General features: G+C 71.4%; 15 protein-coding genes. 7 read left to right on the forward strand and 8 right to left on the reverse strand.

The window, feature by feature from the left end; genetic code table 11:
* Window position 1: 1 nt before the first annotated feature.
* Together SSP08S_RS02955 and SSP08S_RS02960 are read right to left on the reverse strand one after the other, a co-directional pair.
* Complete coding sequence (locus SSP08S_RS02955) at window positions 2-1,525, reverse strand: ABC transporter ATP-binding protein (RefSeq protein WP_019066083.1); 1,524 nt, start codon at window positions 1,523-1,525, stop codon at window positions 2-4.
* Window positions 1,506-2,558, reverse strand: coding sequence for a BMP family ABC transporter substrate-binding protein (locus SSP08S_RS02960; RefSeq protein ID WP_019066084.1), 1,053 nt, complete (start codon window positions 2,556-2,558; stop codon window positions 1,506-1,508). Before SSP08S_RS02960 ends, SSP08S_RS02955 begins: the two co-directional genes overlap by 20 nt.
* Before the next feature lie 307 nt (window positions 2,559-2,865).
* On the opposite strand from SSP08S_RS02960, the gene mtnA reads away from it, so the two are divergent.
* Window positions 2,866-3,930 (forward strand): S-methyl-5-thioribose-1-phosphate isomerase, encoded by a 1,065-nt coding sequence (mtnA, locus tag SSP08S_RS54740; RefSeq protein WP_019066085.1) that lies wholly within the window; start codon window positions 2,866-2,868, stop codon window positions 3,928-3,930.
* Window positions 3,931-3,997: 67 nt separating this feature from the next.
* Window positions 3,998-4,402, forward strand: a complete 405-nt coding sequence (locus tag SSP08S_RS02970; RefSeq protein WP_026178136.1) for a hypothetical protein — start codon at window positions 3,998-4,000, stop codon at window positions 4,400-4,402.
* Between the two features lie 30 nt (window positions 4,403-4,432).
* Here SSP08S_RS02970 and SSP08S_RS02975 read toward each other — a convergent pair whose 3' ends face one another.
* Window positions 4,433-5,419, reverse strand: a complete 987-nt coding sequence (locus SSP08S_RS02975) for an alpha/beta fold hydrolase (protein WP_019066087.1) — start codon at window positions 5,417-5,419, stop codon at window positions 4,433-4,435.
* Window positions 5,420-5,561: 142 nt separating this feature from the next.
* On the opposite strand from SSP08S_RS02975, the gene SSP08S_RS02980 reads away from it, so the two are divergent.
* Window positions 5,562-6,170, forward strand: coding sequence for a helix-turn-helix domain-containing protein (locus SSP08S_RS02980; protein WP_019066088.1), 609 nt, complete (start codon window positions 5,562-5,564; stop codon window positions 6,168-6,170).
* Here SSP08S_RS02980 and mtnB read toward each other — a convergent pair.
* From mtnB to SSP08S_RS02995, 3 genes are read right to left on the reverse strand one after another with little or no spacing between them, the layout of a single operon-like run.
* Window positions 6,157-6,765, reverse strand: coding sequence for a methylthioribulose 1-phosphate dehydratase (mtnB, locus tag SSP08S_RS02985; protein WP_019066089.1), 609 nt, complete (start codon window positions 6,763-6,765; stop codon window positions 6,157-6,159). The genes SSP08S_RS02980 and mtnB overlap by 14 nt on opposite strands.
* Window positions 6,762-7,487, reverse strand: coding sequence for an acireductone synthase (mtnC, locus tag SSP08S_RS02990; RefSeq protein WP_019066090.1), 726 nt, complete (start codon window positions 7,485-7,487; stop codon window positions 6,762-6,764). Before mtnC ends, mtnB begins: the two co-directional genes overlap by 4 nt.
* Complete coding sequence (locus SSP08S_RS02995) at window positions 7,484-8,083, reverse strand: 1,2-dihydroxy-3-keto-5-methylthiopentene dioxygenase (RefSeq protein WP_019066091.1); 600 nt, start codon at window positions 8,081-8,083, stop codon at window positions 7,484-7,486. The genes mtnC and SSP08S_RS02995 overlap by 4 nt, the downstream gene beginning before the upstream one ends.
* A 439-nt stretch (window positions 8,084-8,522) precedes the next feature.
* Between SSP08S_RS02995 and SSP08S_RS03005 the strand changes: the two genes are divergently transcribed.
* The 4 genes from SSP08S_RS03005 (at window position 8,523) to mtnK (ending at window position 13,493) form a co-directional block, all read left to right on the forward strand.
* Window positions 8,523-9,620, forward strand: a complete 1,098-nt coding sequence (locus tag SSP08S_RS03005; protein WP_019066093.1) for a substrate-binding domain-containing protein — start codon at window positions 8,523-8,525, stop codon at window positions 9,618-9,620.
* Window positions 9,607-11,136 carry a sugar ABC transporter ATP-binding protein gene (locus SSP08S_RS03010; RefSeq protein ID WP_019066094.1) on the forward strand — a complete coding sequence of 510 codons (1,530 nt, stop codon included), beginning with the start codon at window positions 9,607-9,609 and terminating at the stop codon, window positions 11,134-11,136. Before SSP08S_RS03005 ends, SSP08S_RS03010 begins: the two co-directional genes overlap by 14 nt.
* Window positions 11,137-11,263: 127 nt before the next feature.
* Window positions 11,264-12,310 carry an ABC transporter permease gene (locus tag SSP08S_RS03015; protein ID WP_019066095.1) on the forward strand — a complete coding sequence of 349 codons (1,047 nt, stop codon included), beginning with the start codon at window positions 11,264-11,266 and terminating at the stop codon, window positions 12,308-12,310.
* A 22-nt stretch (window positions 12,311-12,332) separates the two neighbouring features.
* The gene (gene mtnK / locus SSP08S_RS03020; protein ID WP_019066096.1) at window positions 12,333-13,493 is read left to right on the forward strand and encodes an S-methyl-5-thioribose kinase; all 1,161 of its coding nucleotides are present in this window, start codon (window positions 12,333-12,335) and stop codon (window positions 13,491-13,493) included.
* Here mtnK and SSP08S_RS03025 read toward each other — a convergent pair.
* A complete protein-coding gene (locus tag SSP08S_RS03025; RefSeq protein ID WP_043259245.1) occupies window positions 13,464-16,484 on the reverse strand; it encodes an NACHT domain-containing protein in 3,021 nt (1,006 codons plus the stop codon). The two genes, mtnK and SSP08S_RS03025, sit on opposite strands and share 30 nt — an antisense overlap.
* Window positions 16,485-16,736: 252 nt before the next feature.
* Window positions 16,737-18,353, reverse strand: coding sequence for a glycerol-3-phosphate dehydrogenase/oxidase (locus SSP08S_RS03030; RefSeq protein WP_019066098.1), 1,617 nt, complete (start codon window positions 18,351-18,353; stop codon window positions 16,737-16,739).

The raw sequence follows: 18,353 nt of genomic DNA on the forward strand, positions 1-18,353 counted from the left end.
GTCAGTCGACGGCCTCCGTCGGCGCTGCGGCCCCGCCCGCCATGGCGAGCCCGAGCGCCCGTTCGTCGGCCTCGTCCTTCGTGTACGTCGCCGTGACCCGGCCCTCGTACATCACCAGGACCCGGTCCGCGAGGCCCCGGATCTCGCTCAGTTCGGCGGAGACGAGGAGGACGGCGTGACCGGCGTCGCGGTAGGCGACGATCTGGTCGTGGATGTTCTGGATGGCGCCGATGTCGACCCCGCGCGTGGGCTGCTCGACGAGCAACAGTGGTGCCTCGTGGGCGAGTTCGCGGCCGATCAGCAGTTTCTGCAGATTGCCGCCGGACAGCGCGGAGGCGGGCACCTCGGGGGTGGCCGCCTTGATGCCGAAGCGCTCGATGAGCCGTCCGGCGTGGACGCGTACGGACGCGGGCGGCAGAAGACCCTTTGTGGACAGGGACGTTCGGTGGTGGCCCATCGCGAGGTTGTCCGCGACGGTCGCCGCCGGTGCCGTACCGACCGCGTGCCGGTCCTCCGGGACGTAGGCGAGGCCCTGGGCCCGGCGCTCGGTGGCCGAGGCATGGGTGATGTCCCGCCCCTTGAGACGCACCTGTCCGGAGGCGACGGGCCGTAGCCCGGCCAGTGCCTCGATCAGCTCGCTCTGGCCGTTGCCGGCGACGCCCGCGATGCCGACGATCTCCCCGGCGCGGACGGTGAGTCCCACATCGTGGACGGCGTCGGTGGTGAGGTCTCTCACGTCCAGGACCACGTCACCGGGTGTTCCGGGCGTGTGCACGCGGTCCAGCTCGACCGCGCGGCCGGTCATCGCGGCGGCGATCTCGTCGGCGGAGGTGTCTGCGGTGACCAGGCGGGCGACCACGCGGCCGTCCCGCAGCACGGTCACGTTGTCGCTGCCTTCGAGGACCTCGCGCAGCTTGTGGGTGACAAGGATCACCGTACGGCCCTGTGCGGCCAGCGACTTGAGGACCGCGAACAGGGCGTCCGCCTCGGCCGGGGTGAGCACGGCGGTCGGCTCGTCGAGGATCAGCGTGCGGGCGCCCCGGTGCAGCAGCTTCAGGATCTCCACGCGTTGGCGCAGACCGACCGGCAGCTCCCCGACCCGGGCGTCCGGATCGACGGCGAGCCCGTGCTCCTCGGCCAGTTCACGCACCCGGCGGCGGGCCGCGGCCCGGTCCACCAGGCCGAAGCGGCGCGGCTCGGCGGCGTAGACGACGTTCTCGGCGACCGTCAGCGAGTCGAACAGCTTGAAGCTCTGGTGGACCATGCCGAGTCCGGCGGCCATCGCGGCGCTCGGGTCGCCGAAGGTCACCTCGCGGCCGTCGATCCGGATGGAGCCCGCGTCGGCGCGCTCCATGCCGTAGAGGATCGACATGAGGGTGGACTTGCCGGCGCCGTTCTCGCCCATGAGGGCGTGGATCTCGCCGCGTCCGACGGTCAGGTCGACGTCGTCGTTGGCGAGCGTGCCGGGGAAGCGCTTGGTGATTCCCCGGAGCTCGACCGCGGGGTCAACTGGCGGCGGGATCATCGACCTTGAGCTCTCCGGAGACGATCTGGTCGCGCAGCGCCTTGACCTTCGCGAGGACGTCCTTGTGCTGGGCGATCACGCACTTCGACGAGTCGACGCCGGCCTCCAGACCGGTGAGGCTGATGCCGCCCTCCTTCAGGCCGTAGGACACCGAGGTGCCCGTCCTGCCCGCGAGGACCTGCTCGACGCCCTTCTCCACGGCGACGTCCGTCTTCTTGATCACGTTGTCGACGACCGTGCCGGGGGAGGAGACGCACTGGTTGACGTCGACGCCGTATGCGAACGCGCCCTTGGCCTTCGCGGCCTCGAACACGCCGTAGTTGCCGGCCGCCGCGGCCGCCATGATCTGGTCGGTGCCCTTGGAGAGCAGGGAGTCGGCCTGCTCCTTGGCGCGCGCCGAGTCGTCGAACGGGGACTGGCCGCCGACGAAGCGCGTCGACGCGGAGGTCTTCGCGGCGACCTTCTTGGCGCCGGCCGCGAACGGGTCGCTGTAGCGCCGGAACTGGGGAGTGTCGAGCACGTCCACCGCGCCGACCTTGCCGCTCTTGCTGAGCAACCCGGCCTCGGCGCCCGCGAGATAGACACCCTCGTGCTCACGGAAGACGGCGCAGGTGACGTTCGTGAACGTCTTCGTCGTGCACGCGTCGATCATGAGGAACTGCTGCTTGGGGTGCGCCTTGGCCTGCTGCGCGACGATGTCCGCGAACTCGAAGCCGACCAGCACGATCACGTTCGGGCTCGTGTCCACGGCGGCTTGCACGTTCTGCTGCTGGGACGCGGTGTCCGTCGACTCGTAGACCTTCTCGGTCCCGTCGTGCGTCTTCGCGGCGGCCTTCACCCCGGTGACGGCGAGCTTCAGGAACTCGTTCTGCCCGACCGCGTCCGGCGTGACCAGCGTGAACGACTTCCCACTGCTGCCGCTCGCACCGTCCGAGGCGTCGGTCTTGGCGGCGGCGTTGCAGGCGGTCGCGGCGGTGACCATGAGCGTGGTGGCGGCGACGAGCTGCAGGGTGCGACGTGATCTGCGGAGCATGGGGACCTTCCGGGGTACGGCAAGGCACGCTCCGGCGGGAGCGCGTTCGACCAGATGGTGAGACGGGGAGACGAGAGGTGGACGCGAGAGGGACAGGTCAGCGTCGACAGCAGTCGCTCGCGCAGCGGCCGTGATCGAGGAAACGGCGCACGGTGAGCAGCACACGTCCTCCTTCGTCTCGGCCTTCGGGCTGCGGGTGCTGGACTTTAACATTCGTTTTGAGACACCTGCTCGACTGTCTCGAACTGTGGTTCTTCGAGGTCATGTACGGTGTCCGACACCATCGGAACAGCAGGAGTGTCCCGTTATGCCCCAGGAATTGCGTGCGGTCGACTGGACCGGCAGCGGCCTCGCGCTCATCGACCAGACCCTGCTCCCGCACCGCCACGAGACAGTGGCTGTCCACGATGTGGACACCCTCGTCGACGCGATCCAGCGTCTCGTCGTGCGCGGGGCGCCCGCGATCGGGGCGGCCGGCGCGTACGGTGTCGCGCTCGCGATCATCGAGGGCGAGCGGGAGGGCTGGACCGAGGCCGAGGTGCGCGCGGCGGTCGCCCGCGTCCGTGAGGCCCGGCCCACCGCGGTCAACCTCATGGCGGGCGTGGACCGGGTCATGACCCGCTTCGGCGAAGGCCTCGACGCGGTCCTCGAAGAGGCCGCCGCCGTCCAGCGTGAGGACGTCGCGGCCAACCGCGCGATGGGTGTGTTCGGCGCGGACTGGCTGGTCCAACGGGTGGGTGTGGAGCGGCCGTTGAGGATTCTGACGCACTGCAACACCGGTGCGCTGGCGACCGCCGGGTGGGGTACCGCGCTCGGCGTCATCCGCGAACTGCACGCGCGTGGGCTGGTGGAGGTCGTCTACGCCGACGAGACCCGCCCCCTCCTCCAGGGATCCCGCTTGACCGCCTGGGAGTTGGTCCAGGAAGGCATCCCGCACTACGTCCAGGCCGACGGCGCCGCAGCCGGCACGATCTTGCGCGGCGAGGTCGACGCGGCCGTCGTCGGCGCCGACCGCATCGCCGCCAACGGCGACACCGCGAACAAGGTCGGCACGGTCGGCGTAGCCCTGGCCTGCGCGGACGCCGGCATCCCGTTCCTGGTCGCGGCCCCGACCACCACGGTCGACCTGGCCACCAAGACCGGCGATGAGATCCACATCGAACTCCGGGGCGAGGCCGAGGTGTTGGAGTGGGCGGGGGTGCGGACGGCTCCGGCGGAGTCGCGCGGGCACAACCCCGCGTTCGACGTGACTCCGGGCCGCCTGGTCACCGGACTGGTCACGGAGCGGGGCGTGTTGGAGGTGTCGGCCGGTGAACTCCCCGGAGACCGGCTGAACATGGGACGTTCCGTGAGTTCGTCCGAGCTCCGCTGAGTCCCTGGGTTCGCGGCCAGGAGATTCTTCCTCGTCCCGTCCGACCGGTTCTGTCATTCTGCGTGCCATGTCCGCACGCAATCGAAGACTGCCCAGGCACCGTGCCTGGCCACTGACCACCACCGACATCGAAGAGTGTCTCGGCCCCTTCATGACCCGAGTCACGGACCTGCGCTTCCTCACCGGACAGGACAGCGGGACCATCGTTCTGGGCGCGGAGTGGATCGCTCCGATCTCCCGCAATTACGGCCGCGGCATGCCCCCGGACATGGTCGGCTTCCGTATAGACGTCCACCCGGTGGATGCCGCCGAACGTGCCGCCACCCGCGCCGTTCTGCGGGCGCAGGCCCTCCCGCAACTGCACGCATGGGTCACGCGGGCGATCGACGCCGACGAGACCTGGCGACTGACCCCTCATCAGCACTACTGGCGGCTCACCGACGGCCACCTCACCCACCGCGACGAAGCGTGAACCCGGTCCGGGCGACAGGGCACCCCGCCCTCAGCCCGTGAGAGTGTCGAGCCAGCCGGTCAGCAGGCGGTTGACCTCCTCGGGGCGTTCCTGCTGGATCCAGTGGCCGCAGCCGTCCAGCAGGTGGGACGCGGTCAGGCCGGGGAGGGTGGTCGGGAAGGCGGCGATCGCGTCGGACATCCAGATGGTGGAGGCGTCCGAGGTGCCGCCGACGAACAGGGACGGCTGCTTGATCGGGGCTCCGCGGTGGGGAGCGAGATCCTCCCAGTCGCGGTCCATGCAGCGGTAGCGGTTGAGGGCTCCGGTCAGTCCGGTGCGCTCGAACTCCCCGGCGTAGACGTCGAGTTCGTCCTCGGTGAGCCAGGCCGGGAGGACACCGGCGGGGAAGCGGTCGCGCAGCAGGCCGCCGCGGGCGACGAAGTGCGGGTCGGGCTCGCCCGGGGCGGGCATGGTGTCGGCGGACAGGGCCGCGTAGAAGCCGGCGAGCCAGCCCCGGACATCGGGTTCGATCTCCGCCTCGGCGCGGCCGGGCTCCTGGAAGTAGGAGACGTAGAACTCCTGCTCGGGGCCGCCGATCCGGCCGAAGACCTCGCTGGGGCGGGGCCCGCCGGGCGGAGCGTAGGGGACGCTCAGCAGGCCGACCGCCCGGAAGACCCCGGGGTGGAGCAGGGCGGAGGCGGCGGCGATGCCGGCGCCCCAGTCGTGGCCGACGACCACCGCGTCCTCCTCGCCGAGGGCGCGCACGACGGCGACGTTGTCCTCCACCAGGTCGAGCATCCGGTACGCGTCGGCCGCCGCGGGCCGGGACGAGCGGCCGTAGCCGCGCACGTCGATCGCCACCGCCCGGTAGCCGGCCGCGGCGAGGGCCGGGAGCTGCCGGCGCCAGGAGTACCAGGACTCGGGAAAGCCGTGCACGAGCAGGACCAGCGGGCCGGTGCCCTGTTCGACCAGGTGCAGGCGCCCGGCCGGGCCCTCGACGGTGCGGTGGCGGAGTGCGGCGGGCGGCTCGGACTGCATGGGGCTTCTCCTCGGTTCGCCGGTGGTCGCGGGTACCCGTCGATCATGCGGCGCGGCGACCGCCCGACGCGAAGAGCGTTGCCAATCTGGCAAACTTGCAGGACAGGGCAGTGCGGGACCGTGTTCGGGAGGTGCAGGGGCGATGGCAGGCGACGGCTTGGCCGAGACGCTGGCGGCGATGGGCCCCCGGCTGCGGGCCGCACGCGAGCGTCGCGGCGCCACGCTCACCGGCGTCGGCCGCGCGACCGGCATCTCGCCGAGCACGCTGTCGCGGATCGAGACCGGCCGGCGCAGGCCCACCCTGGAGGTGTTGCTGCACCTGGCGAAGGAGTACGGCGTCTCCCTGGACGAGCTGGCCGGCACCGCGACCGCACCTGCGGCCGAGCGCCGCACCCCGGTGCCGCTGAGCTTCGGCGACGACAAGGCGGTCCTGCCGCTGACCCGCTATGTCGGCGGTCTGCACGCCCACAAGCACGTCCTGCCCGCCGTCGAGGAACCGTCGGCGCGTCCGCGGCAGGTCTCGCACGACGGCTACGAGTGGCTGTGCGTCCTGTACGGGCGGCTGTGGCTCGCGCTCGGCGACCAGGACCTCGTCCTGACGGCCGGGGACGTGGCCGAGTTCGACACCCGCACCCCGCACGGGGTCGCGAACGCCGGCTCCGGCGCTCCGGTCGAGTACCTGATCATGTTCGGGCCGCAGGGGGAGCGCCTGCGACCACGCACGTCCCCGGCGCCGGTCAGCGCTGGGTGAGCTCCAACTCCAGCAGCCATTCCACGACTTCGGTGTGATGCCGCGCCTGCCGCGGGTCGGCGCCCCACACATAGAGCCCGTGCCCGGCCACCACCACCGCCGGCATCCTCGGGTCCCGAGCCGCCTCCAGCCGATCCCCGAGCACCTTCATGTCCTGGCTGTTGGTGATGACGGGCAAGGTCACCTCCACGTCATGCGCGGGCTGACCAACACCCTTGAGCATCTCGACGTCCTTGAACACGATCCCGCCCGGCTCACGCCGCCCCATCGCGACGGACGCCACGGTGTGCACGTGGACGACGGCACCGGCACCGGTCAACGCCGCGACACGGGCGTGCAGTTCGGCCTCGGCGGACGGCCTGCCGCCGCGCACGGCGGCCCCGTTCCCGTCCACCAACACCACATCCGCGGGCGTCAGTTCACCCTTGTCGTGCCCGCTCGCCGTCACAGCAAGCCGCAGCGGATCCCGGGCCAGCACCACGGACAGGTTCCCGGAGGTCCCCCGCATCCAGCCGAACGAGGCGAACCGGGCGGACTCGGCGGCGAGTTGGGCCCCCGCCTCCTTCAGGTCGAGGTCACTGATCTCGGTGGTCACGTGGTGCTCCTTGAACTGGTGATGCCGATCTCGTCGAACGCCCCCGCCTGCGCGTGGTCGCCGGCGCCTTGCTCGAAGTACGGCTCTCCCGGCCGCCGTACACCCACCGCGTGCCAGCCCGCGGCCACGGCCGCGTCCAGCTCGCCGGGCCGGTCGGAGAGGAAGAGCAGCCGGGACGGCTCGGTGCCGGTCGCCGCCGCGATACGGCGGTACGACTCCGGCTCCTGCTTGGGACCGGCGTTCTCCGTGTCGTAGAGACCGGAGACGAGGGGGAGGAGGTCGCCCTCCGGGCTGGAGGTGAACCACGCGCGCTGCGCTGCCACCGAGCCGGACGAGTAGACGTACAGCCGAAGTCCCGCCGTGTGCCAGAAGCGCAGGGCCGGCACGACGTCGTCGTAGAAGTGTGAGACGAGGTCGCCGCGGGCGAAGCCCTCGGACCAGATGATGCCCTGGAGGGTCTTGAGGGGCGTGGCCTTGCGGTCCTCGTCGAGCCAGGTGTTGAGGGTCTTCTCGATCTGTACGGCGTCGGCGTCCGGGGTGTCCGTCAACTCGCGGACCTGCGCGATCGCCCGGGACACGGCCGGGTCGTCGGCCCGCTCGGCGAGCAGGGCCGCGAAGCGCGAGCGCGAGTACGGGTAGAGGACGTCGACCACGAAGCCCGTGGCGCTCGTGGTGCCCTCGATGTCGAGCACCACGGCGTCCACGTCGTACCGCAAGGTCACGCGGCGGCCTTGTCCTGCTGGTAGCCCGCGTCGATCGTGTCGTAGTCGGGGAAGCGCGAGGCGATGGTCGAGCCGGTGAAGTTGCCGACCCAGCCGTCCTCCTCGTGGAAGAAGCGGATCGCGGTGAAGGCGGGCTCGGTGCCCATGTCGAACCAGTGGGTGGTGCCGCGCGGCACGCCGAGCAGGTCGCCCTTCTCGCAGTAGACGGCGTGCACTTCGCCGTTCACGTGCAGATAGAAGATGCCGGAGCCGGAGACGAAGAAGCGGACCTCGTCATCGTCGTCGTGCGTGTGCTCCTGGAGGAACTTCGCGCGGGCGCCGGCCGCCTTCGCCGGGTACTCCGGGTCGTCGCTGGGGTGCAGACCGAGGACGTCGACGGTGGTGAAGCCCTCCTCGGCGTTCAGCTTGTCGATCTCCGGGCCGTAGGCGGCGAAGACGGTCTCGCTGTCGGCGTCGGCCGGGACGTCCTCGCGGATCGGCCACTGCTCGTAGCGCACACCGAGGGGCGCGAGCGCGGCGGCGATCTCGACGGGGTCGGCGGTGCGGCGCACGAGGTTCTCGGGACCGGACTCGGGCCAGGTGGTGAGCAGGGTCATGGGAACAACTCCGAAAAAGTGGGCGTGATGTCCGGATACCGAGACGGACACCGGACCGGTGGAGGGCGGAAAGCGGCTGCTGCGCGGCCCGTTGTACTGGGTCGCGACCGGTTATGTGATGGTAACCGCCACCGGTGAACAGGCCTGATGTGACGTAGTCGTTGTCTCACCAGCTGAGAAACCGCTTCCATCCCTTTGACCAATGGCTGAAAACATTCTCATGATCTCCCTATGAAGACGCTGCTGCTCGTGCGGCGGCTGTACGTGGACTTGCTCCGGTCGACCACAGCCAGCTGTCGCTGACCACATCCGGAGCCCCGCGAGCCTTTCGTGCCGCGGTCCACCACCCGTTCGCGGTGGCTGATTCCTTTTCCCACGCTCCGGGTCACGCACGCCCGTCCTTCACCCCTTCTGCACCACCTTGCACCTGGAGCCCCTCATGTCCCGCACCCGTGTCCCCCTCGCCGCGCTCTCGCTGGCCTCCGCCTCGGCCCTCCTCCTCGCGGGCTGCTCCCAGTCCGGCGACGCGTCGAAGAACACCGCCGACACCGCCGCCTCGGCCTCGGCCGCCACGGGCAAGAAGCCGGCCCCCTTCAGCAAGGGCACGGTCAAGATCGCGCTCGTCCGGCAGAGCGGCGCCGGCGACTACTTCGAGCAGTGGGGCAACGGCGCCAAGGCGCAGGCCAAGGCCCTCGGCGTCGACCTGACCGTGTACGACGCCCAGGCCGACAACGCCAAGCAGGCCACCGACCTGTCCTCGGCCATCAACTCCGGCGCGCAGGCGATCATCATCGACCACGGCTTCCCGTCGACGATCCAGCCCGAGATCGACCAGGCGGTGAAGAAGGGCATCAAGGTCGTCGTCTACGACGTCGACCAGACCAACAAGTCCGTGATCAGCACCGAGCAGGACGACGCCAGCATGGCGCAGGCCGTCCTCGACGTGATGGCCCAGACGGTCGGCAAGAACGCCAAGGTCGGCTACGTCAACGTCGCCGGCTACGCGGCCCTCGACAAGCGCAACACCGTCTGGGCGAAGGAAGTCGCCGCCCAGGGCTGGAAGCAGCAGTTCAAGGTCGGCAAGGTCACCGACTCCACGGCCACCGACAACGTTCCCCTGGTCTCCGCCGCGCTCACCCAGCACTCCGACGTGGTGGGCGTCTTCGCCCCCTACGACGAGCTCGCCAAGGGCACCGTCCTCGCCGTCCAGAACAAGAAGCTCCAGAGCAAGGTGAAGGTCTTCGGCGCGGACGTCTCCAACGCCGACATCCAGAACATGACCGCCGCGAACAGCCCGTGGGTCGCCACCGCCGGCACCGACCCGTCCGCCGTCGGCGCGGCCGTGGTCCGCACGGCGGCACTGGAGTTGGCCGGTCAGCTGAACAAGACCTCCGTCGACTTCCCGGCCGTCGCCATCACCCAGGACTTCCTGCGCAAGAACAAGATCGAGAACATGGACCAGCTGCGCGCGGCCCTGCCCGCCCTGAACCTCTCCAAGGTGAGCACCGCCGACTGGATCCCCAATGTCGCCCACTGACACGGCCGTTGACGCCGCGGTCTCGCTCCGCGACGTCAGCATGGCCTTCGGCGGCAAGACGGTGCTGGCCTCCGTCTCGCTCGACATCGCCCCGGGCAGCGTGGTCGCGCTGCTCGGCGCGAACGGCGCCGGCAAGTCCACGCTGATCAAGATCCTGTCGGGCGTGCACACGGACCACGGCGGGGAGGTGCGGGTCGCCGGGGAACCCGCAGCTCTCCAATCTCCTTCGGCCGCCCGTCAGTTGGGCATCCAGACCGTCCATCAGCGGATCGGCGAGGGCATCGTGCCCGGCCTCTCCGTCGCCGAGAACCTGGTCTTCGAGGAACTGGCCCGGCGCCGCGGCAACCCGTTCCTGAACGGCCGCCGCGTGCTGGCCCGCGCCCGCGAGATCCAGGCCGCGCTGGAACTCGACTGGAGCGACGCCGTGTTGCGCCGCGACGTCACCGAACTCGGCATCTCCGACCGCCAGTTGCTCATCCTGGCCCGCGCGCTGGCCACCCGCCCCCGGCTGCTCATCCTCGACGAACCGACCTCCGCCCTCTCCGCCGCCGAGGCGCAGCGGCTCTTCGCCCTCGTCGAGAAGATGCGCGACGACGGCATCGCGGTCCTCTACGTCTCCCACCGCCTTGGCGAGATCGACGCCCTCGCCGACCGCCTGGTCGTCCTGCGGGACGGCGGTCTCACCGACGACCAGGTCAAGCCCTTCGACTGGGACAGCGCCCTGCGCGCGATGCTCGCCCAGGCCCACGAGGTGACGACGGCCCGCCCGCAGCACTCCGGCGAGCACGGGGACGCCGTCCTCGCGCTGCACGGCGTCCGCCTCTTCGAGGGACGGGCACCCCTGGACCTCGACCTCCGCGCCGGTGAAGTCACCGGTGTCGTAGGCCTGTTGGGCGCGGGCAAGACGGAACTCGCCCGCGGCCTGTTCGGCGCCGAGCCCTTCGCCACCGGCACGGTCACGCTCGACGGCAAGCCCTACGCGCCGCGCCGCCCGGCCGACGCGATCCGCGCCGGCGTCCATCTCGTCCCCGAGGACCGGCACGCCGACGCGCTCGTCCCCGGCTGGTCGGTGGCGCAGAACATCTCGCTGCCGTTCCTCAAGTCCCTGTCCCGGGGCGGACTCGTGAACACGGGCAAGGAGGACGCCCTCGGCCGCGAGACCATCGACGCCCTCGGTGTCGTCGCCCGCGACGAGCACAGCACGGTCGAGGAACTCTCCGGCGGCAACCAGCAGAAGGTCGTCGTGGGCCGCTGGCTCGCACACACTCCTCGCGTCCTCATCCTGGACGAGCCGTTCCGAGGCGTGGACATCGGCGCCCGGCGCGACATCGGCCGCCGGGCGCGTGCGCTGGCTGCGGAGGGTGCGGCCGTACTCGTGCTGTCGGCCGACGTCGACGAGGTGCTTGAGATCGCCGACCGGGTCGCAGTGCTGGCGGCTGGTGAGGTCCACCTCGACGCGTACGGCGAAGACGCGGAACGCGACCGCGTGATCCAGACCATCTCGGCGTCCGTGTGATGCCGGCCGACCAGTCCGGCGTCCGAGTGATACCGGCCGACCAGTCCGGCGTCCGAATGATGCCCGCCGCTCAGCACGGCGTCCGTGAGATGCCCGCCCCGCACGAAGCCACGGCAGGAAGTACGCCATGACCACCACCCAGAGCTCCGAGACCGCACCGAAGGCCGCGGCCCGGCCCGCCGTCTCCACCGCCGTGCTCGTCCAGAACGCCGTCATCAAGTACGGCTTCATCTTCGTCACGGTCGTGCTCTTCCTGTACTTCGCACTGACCGAGGGTTCCTTCCGCGAGTCCGCGACCCTCCTCGACACCCTCCGGTACGTCTCCGTCGCCGCGATCCTCGGCCTCGGCGTCACCCTCACCATGGCCGTCGGCGGAATGGACATGTCCGTCGGCGCGGTCGCCGGGCTCGGTGTCACCGTCGCCGCGAAGACGATGGTGACGTACAACCAGGTCGGCACGGTCGCGATCCTCGCCGTCATCGCGGCGGGCGCACTGGCCGGACTCCTGAACGCCCTGCTGATCGTCGTGATGAAGATCCCGGACATGCTGGCCACGCTGGGCACCATGTTCGTCATCCAGGGCACCAAACTCATCCTGGTCGACGGCCAGTCCATCTCCGCCGGCATGACCCAGTCCGACGGCACCACCGCCCCCGGCAAGTTCACCGCCGGCTTCCTGCGCATCGACCGCGGCACGCTGTTCGGCGTCCCCATCTCGGTGGTGATCTTCGGCGCGCTGACGGTGATCGCCTGGGTGTTCCTGGCCCGCACCCGCTGGGGCCGCGTCCTCTACGCCATCGGCGCCAACCCGGAGGCCTCCCGCCTCGCGGGCATCCGCGTCGGCGCGTACCGGGCCCTCGCCTACGTCCTCTCCGGCGTCCTCGCCTCCATCGGCGGCCTGATCCTGGCGTCCCGCATCGGCCAGGGAGACGTGAGCGCGGGCACGTCGCAGCTGCTGGAGGCGGTAGCCGTCGCGCTGGTCGGAACGTCGGTCCTCGGCCGAGGCCGCCCGAACGTGTGGGGCACAGCGTTGGGCGCGGTACTGATCGGCATCATCACCACCGGTCTGACGATCAAGGGCCTGCCCTACTACACCCAGGACGTCGTCGAGGGCGCGGTCCTCATCCTCGCCCTGGTCTTCAGCTTCACCCTGTCCAAGCGCCGCACCGCATAAGGAAGTTCGAGGAGTTCGTACGATGGGCTACCGCATCCTGGAGACCGACGACATCCCGGCGTACCTGCACGAGCGCGGCCACTGGGCGGACGTGACCGACATCCAGGTCCGTGAGGTGTCGGACGGCAACATGAACCGGGTGTTCCTCGCCTCGAACGCCGACGGCAGCCAGAGCCTCGCGATCAAGCAGGCGCTGCCCTGGGTGCGGGTCGCCGGCCCCTCCTGGCCGATGAGCCCGGAGCGCGCCGACGCCGAGGCAAGGGCATACGAGCAGGTCGCGCGGGTCGCCCCCGACAAGATCCCGACGATCCACGGCTACGACGCCGACAACTACGCCCTCGTCATGGAGGACATGTCCGACCTGGAGGTCCTGCGCACGGTCCTCAACGAGGGCGCGTCCTACGGCCCGGACACCTCGGCGCGGATCGGCGAGTTCGTCGCCCAACTCGCCTTCGCGACCAGCGACTTCGGCATGGAGTCCGCCGACCGCAAGGCGCTGATCGCGGCCTCGGTGAGCCCGGAGCTGTGCAAGATCACGGAAGACGTGGTGCTGTCCGAGCCGTACATCGAGCACGAACACAACCACTGGCTCCCGGAGTTGACGGACCTGGCGGCCGAGTTCCGCGAGGACGCACGCCTGCGCACGGAGGTCGCGGACCTCCGGTACACGTTCATGACCAGCGCACAGGCCCTCCTCCACGGCGACCTGCACACCGGCAGCGTGATGGTCGGTGAGCGCGAAGGTGCCCCGGTGGTACGGGTCTTCGACCCCGAGTTCTCCTTCGTCGGCCCGATCGGCTACGACCTCGGGCTGTACTGGGCCAATGTGCTGGTGTCGGAGGAACGGGCGCGTGCGCTGGGCACGTCGACCGACCACGGCGACCAACTCCGCCTCTCCTGGGAGGCGTTCGAGACGGAGTTCCGCCGCCTGTGGCAGACCCGCGTCGACACCTTCTTCGACGACGCCTACCTCGACCGCTTCCTCTCCCACGTCTGGACCGACTCCGTCGGCTACGCCGGCACGGAGATCGTCCGCCGCATCATCGGCTTCGCCCACCTGACGGACCTGACGACGCTGCCGGATCCGGTTCCCGCGTCTCGGCGGGCGTTGCTGCTGGGGCGTGAACTCATTGTGCGGCGCGGGGAGTTGACCTCACCGGAGGCTGTCCGGGGGCTGGTCTGAGGCCGGGTGGGAGCCGAGGGGTCCCCCTGCCTGCACCGAGCGGTCCTGGGACTCGCGCGGTCGCGCCGGCCCGTCCGCCGGGCGACCGGTGACCGCCGGGGGCGTATCGCGGCCCGCCAGGTGGGACTGAAGCCGCTGGTGTCGGAATTCGAAACCCGCGCCGGACTGCCGTAGGACACCACGGCGGTGGGCGTCCTCCAGGAACGTCAACAGGCGCCACGGCATCCGGCCCGTCGCCGCGAGCCAGGCTCGGGCGACGGTGAAGCGTCCCCACGCGCTCAGCGCGAGCGCGGCCGAACCCAGCGGCAGCCACAACTGGGTGCCGATGTGCACCAGTCCGCCCCAGTCGCCCGGCAGCGTCACCACCGGTACGCAGACCGCGGCCACCAGCAGAGCCACCAGGCCGCCGCGGGTGAAGGACGCCGCACGGTCCGTACGCAGGGACGAACCGGGGCCGGCCGCGCGCATGACGTCCGACGGGACGCTCAGCGCGCGGTAGACGCCGCACACGCAGCCGCCCACGATCCCGACCAGCACACCGCCTGCCATCAGCGGCGGCAGACAGCGCCGGAGCACGCCCGACGGCGGGCCCGCGGTGAGCCAGTCGCGGGCCGACGCCGGCAGCACGGACCGCAGGTTCGCCGCGTACGCCGTCGTAGCCGTGTGGTCCGTGAGGCCGAGGCGGACCACCACCGCGCCGTCCCGGGACTCGAAGACCGTGCGCCGCGCGGTGAAGGGGACACAGTGGCGGTCGGCGAGGAGGGGGATCGCGCAGTCGGGGGGTCGGGTGCCCTCGGGGTAGGCGATCGGCCGGGCTCCGTTGCCGGGGAGGAGCAGCGTGCCGTGCAGCTCACGCCTGGTGGTCGCCGTCCGCAGGCCGGGGTGTTGCGTGAAACGCCAGCCGTCGATCGTCCGACCCGAAAGGGCGGCCGTGGAACCGGACTTGAGCACGGTCACCCCGGCCGCCGTCAGCCCCGCGACCGTGCAAGCGGTGACCCCGATCAGCAGTGCGGCGGCGGTGCCTCGGACCGCGCCCGCCGCGAACCGTCGGGCGATGCGGCCGGACCGGGGCGCGAGCGCGAGGTCCTGCCCGGCCCGGCGGCCACCGCTCATCAGCAGGGCCGCGCCCGCTCCCGCGCAGGTGATGCCGATCAGCCCGGTCCAGGGGTTGCCGGACCGGCCGGTCACCACCGCGCACGCCAGGCCGAGGCCGCTCAGCAGCAGGGCGGCACCGCAGGTCCGGGCCACCGCGCGCTCCGCGCTGCCGCTCCACGGCAGTGAGAGCGGCACCGGGTGGCGGGACAGCCCGGCGATGCCGAAGAAGAGGGTGAAGAGGAGCGAGAACAGGCAGCCGCCCAGCAGATCGGGCACCCAGCCGTCCGTCACCGCGCCGAAGCGGAAGCCGAACCGCAGATCGTCGGCGTAGGCGAAGCCCGCCCACAGCAGTGCGCTCATCCCGGCGGTGATCAGCGTTTGGCGGACGAGGGCGCGGCGGCCCGACGAGGTGTCCGCAGACGGGAGCAGGAACGCCTCCCCGAACGCGAAGCCCACGGTCTGGCCGAGGAGGGTGGCGAGTACGGACGCGAGATCCTCCACTCCCGCCAGTTCGTTCGCCGCGCGTGCCACCGTCACCGGCAGCACCACTAACGACAGCAGGGCCAGCGACAGCAGTCCCGGTGCCAGGACGGAGACGGCCCTCGGCAGCATCGACTCCAGCTCCCACCACGCCAGCCGACCGGTGCCGCGCCGCTCCAACGCCCTTGCCAGCAAGGTGAGTCGGCGCACCGCGTCAGAGGTGGCCGCCGGTCCGGAGTCCGCGAACGCGGCGGGCACGAACGCTCCGAGCAGATGCTCCTCGACGGCCTCCACGGTCGGGAAGCGGTCCGGGTCCAGGAGTTCGGACGGGTCGCGGGACGTGTCGCCGTAGACCGCGCGGGCCAGCGCCACCATCAGGGGAGTGGTGAGCGCCCGCGCCGCCGGGCGGTCCGGCCGCGCCGTGAGTTCCCGGAGCACGGGTGTCCACACGGTGCCCGGCGCACCCTCCCCAGGGCGTAACGGCCGTGCCGTGCGCTCCAGATGGGCCCCGGCCTGCGCGAGGCCGAGCGGGCGCAGCTCGACCACCTCGGCGGCGGTCAGCACATCGCCCTCGGTCACGGCCTTCGCCCACGCCTCGGCCCGGCTGGTGAGCAACAGCGGGAGATTGCCGTCGAGTTCGGCGTTGATGCGGCGTACGGCCTCCCCGTAGACGGGGCGGGGCAGTTCGTCGAAGCCGTCGAGGACCGGCAGTACGAGCCCCGCGTCGAGGAGGCCCCGGGCGAGGGTGTGCCGTCCGTCGGTGACCGCGGCCAGCGGGCGGTGCTCGGCGGCCAGCCGCCCCGCGAGCCAGTCGCGCAGCCCGGTCCGCCTCGGGTCCCAGCCCGCCAGCGGGAAGATCACCGGGACCGGACCGCCGGACCGCCGCGCGGCCAGCCGGCCGAGCACGAACCGCATCGCCAGCACGCTCTTGCCCGACCCCGGACCACCCAGCACCACCAGCCGCCGTCCGGGCAGCGCGGCGAACGACCCGGTGACGTCCTCGATCCGCTGCCCCCGGGGCGCGGGCAGCGGCCGGCCCCGCCGGATGTTCTCCGGGTGATCGGCCAGCCAACGGTCCGCCGGAGCCCAGGCCACGTCCAGCGGAGCGGGGTCCTGCAGCCGCCGTAGCCTCGCCTCGGCGGACCACTGCTCCTGTACGGCCTCGGCCAGCGCGTCGGCGGCCCGGCGGCGGTCCTCGTCGGCCGAGCGCGGGGGCGGATCGGCGTCGCCGCGCAGCACATCGGCGACGAGCGCCGCGATCGACACGAACGCGCCGATCGCCGACACCATCACCCCGGCCGTGGCCGCGTCGCTCCACCACAGCCGCAGCACCCCGGCCAGCGCCGCGAGCGCGCCCCCGCACACGGCGAACCCGAGCCGCCGCCGCACCCGCGCGCTGTGCCATCCACCTTGCATACGACCGCTGCTCCCCGGGCCGGACCCCATGGCCCGACCGCTGTGCCGGAAGCCAACTGTTCTAACGGGCCGGACGGGCTGTGGACCGCCGGTCGGCTACCCGTGTGAGGGAGCGCGCGGAATCACCGGCGGGGCGTGCGGAAGTGCGAATCGTCGGCGGGGCATGGGCCGTTGGCACGTGTGAGCAGCATGCGCCGGGCACGTGGAAGGGGCGGTTCCCGGCCGGGAACCGCCCCTTCCACGTCGTAGCGACTACTTCTTGTCGAGCAGATCCTGCACCTTCGCCCGGACCTCGTCCGTAGCGAGCCCACGGATCGTCAACGTCGTCCGGCGCCGCAGGACATCGTCCTGCGTCTCCGCCCACTCGTGGTCGCGGGCGTAGACGACCTGCGCCCAGATCTCGGGGGCGTCGGGGTGGACGCGCTGGCCCAACTCGGGGTTCTCGTTGGCGAGTCGGGCGATGTCGAAGGCCAGGGAACCGTAGTGCGTGGCCAGGTGCTTCGCCGTGTCGGCCGCCATACGCGGGCCCGGGGCGGGGTTGTCGACCAGGAGGCGGCGGGCGACCGCGCGCGGGTTGGCGACGCCCGGCAGCGGGAGCTTCTTCGGGAGGGAGGAGATCGGCTCGAAGTCCTCGCCGAGCGGGCGGCCGGGGAGGGACTCCAGCTTCTGCATGACCGTACGGCCGATGTGCCGGAAGGTGGTCCACTTGCCGCCCGCGACGGACAGCATGCCGCCCTTGCCCTCGGTCACCACGGTCTCGCGCTTGGCCTTCGCCGTGCTGCCGGGGCCGCCGGGCAGTACGCGCAGACCGGCGAAGGAGTACGTGATCAGGTCACGGGAGAGCTGCTGGTCGCGGACCGAGAACGCGGCCTCGTCCAGGATCTGGGATATGTCCTTCTCGTTGACCGAGACGTCCGCCGGGTCGCCCTCGTACTCCTCGTCGGTGGTGCCGAGCAGCAGCATGTCCTCCCAGGGGAGGGCGAAGGTGATGCGGTACTTGTCGATCGGGGTCGCGAGCGCGGCCTTCCAGGGGGAGGTGCGCTTCAGGACCAGGTGCGCGCCCTTGGACAGGCGGATGGAGGGGGCCGCGTTCGGGTCCTCCATCTTGCGCAGGTGGTCGACCCACGGGCCGGTCGCGTTGAGCACCAGGCGGGCGCTCACGCCGAACTCGTCGCCGGAGGTCGTGTCGCGCAGCTCCGCCCCGGTCACCCGGCCCTGGGTGAAGCGCAGGCCGGTGACCTCGGCGTGGTTGAGGACGACCGCGCCCGCCTCGACGGCCGCGCGGACCGTCATCAGCGCCATGCGGGCGTCGTTCATCTGGTCGTCGCCGTACACGGCCACGGCCTTGAGGTTCTGGGTGCGCAGCTCGGGCACGTCCTGCGCCGCCTTGGCGGGGGACAGGAGGTGGCCGACGCCGTCGCCGAACGCGGAGAGCGCGGAGTAGGCGAAGACGCCCGCCCCGAGCTTCGCCGCACCGTGCGGACCGCCCTTGTAGACGGGGAGGTAGAACGTGAGCGGGTTCGCCAGGTGGGGAGCCACCTGGCGGGACACCGCACGGCGTTCGAAGTGGTTCTCCGCCACCAGCTTCACCGCGCCGGTCTGCAGGTAGCGCAGACCGCCGTGGAGGAGCTTGGAGGAGGCGGAAGAGGTGGCACCGGCGAAGTCGCCGGCGTCGACCAGGGCCACCCGCAGCCCGGACTGCGCGGCGTGCCAGGCGGTGGAGATGCCCAGGATGCCGCCGCCGATGACGAGGAGGTCGTACGTCGCCTTGGAGAGCTGCTCCCGGGTCTCGGCCCGGCTCGGGTTCGAGCCGGAGGCCGGGTGCGTACCGAGGGCAGGCACGGACTGCAGGGTGGACTGACTGGTCAT

Origin of the sequence: Streptomyces hokutonensis (assembly GCF_000376565.1) — a bacterium.
GTDB classification, from domain to species: domain Bacteria; phylum Actinomycetota; class Actinomycetes; order Streptomycetales; family Streptomycetaceae; genus Streptomyces; species Streptomyces hokutonensis.

Bases quoted from the DNA above. Each gene is read 5' to 3' on its own strand.
- SSP08S_RS02995 (WP_019066091.1), bottom strand. From the start codon at position 8,083: ATGACCCTGCTCACCACCTGGCCCGAGTCCGGTCCCGAGAACCTCGTG.
- SSP08S_RS03015 (WP_019066095.1), top strand. From the start codon at position 11,264: ATGACCACCACCCAGAGCTCCGAGACCGCACCGAAGGCCGCGGCCCGG.
- SSP08S_RS03030 (WP_019066098.1), bottom strand. From the start codon at position 18,353: ATGACCAGTCAGTCCACCCTGCAGTCCGTGCCTGCCCTCGGTACGCAC.
- SSP08S_RS03005 (WP_019066093.1), top strand. From the start codon at position 8,523: ATGTCCCGCACCCGTGTCCCCCTCGCCGCGCTCTCGCTGGCCTCCGCC.
- SSP08S_RS02955 (WP_019066083.1), bottom strand. From the start codon at position 1,525: ATGATCCCGCCGCCAGTTGACCCCGCGGTCGAGCTCCGGGGAATCACC.
- SSP08S_RS02975 (WP_019066087.1), bottom strand. From the start codon at position 5,419: ATGCAGTCCGAGCCGCCCGCCGCACTCCGCCACCGCACCGTCGAGGGC.
- SSP08S_RS03025 (WP_043259245.1), bottom strand. From the start codon at position 16,484: ATGCAAGGTGGATGGCACAGCGCGCGGGTGCGGCGGCGGCTCGGGTTC.
- SSP08S_RS02970 (WP_026178136.1), top strand. From the start codon at position 3,998: ATGTCCGCACGCAATCGAAGACTGCCCAGGCACCGTGCCTGGCCACTG.
- SSP08S_RS02980 (WP_019066088.1), top strand. From the start codon at position 5,562: ATGGCAGGCGACGGCTTGGCCGAGACGCTGGCGGCGATGGGCCCCCGG.
- SSP08S_RS03010 (WP_019066094.1), top strand. From the start codon at position 9,607: ATGTCGCCCACTGACACGGCCGTTGACGCCGCGGTCTCGCTCCGCGAC.
- mtnK (WP_019066096.1), top strand. From the start codon at position 12,333: ATGGGCTACCGCATCCTGGAGACCGACGACATCCCGGCGTACCTGCAC.
- SSP08S_RS02960 (WP_019066084.1), bottom strand. From the start codon at position 2,558: ATGCTCCGCAGATCACGTCGCACCCTGCAGCTCGTCGCCGCCACCACG.
- mtnA (WP_019066085.1), top strand. From the start codon at position 2,866: ATGCCCCAGGAATTGCGTGCGGTCGACTGGACCGGCAGCGGCCTCGCG.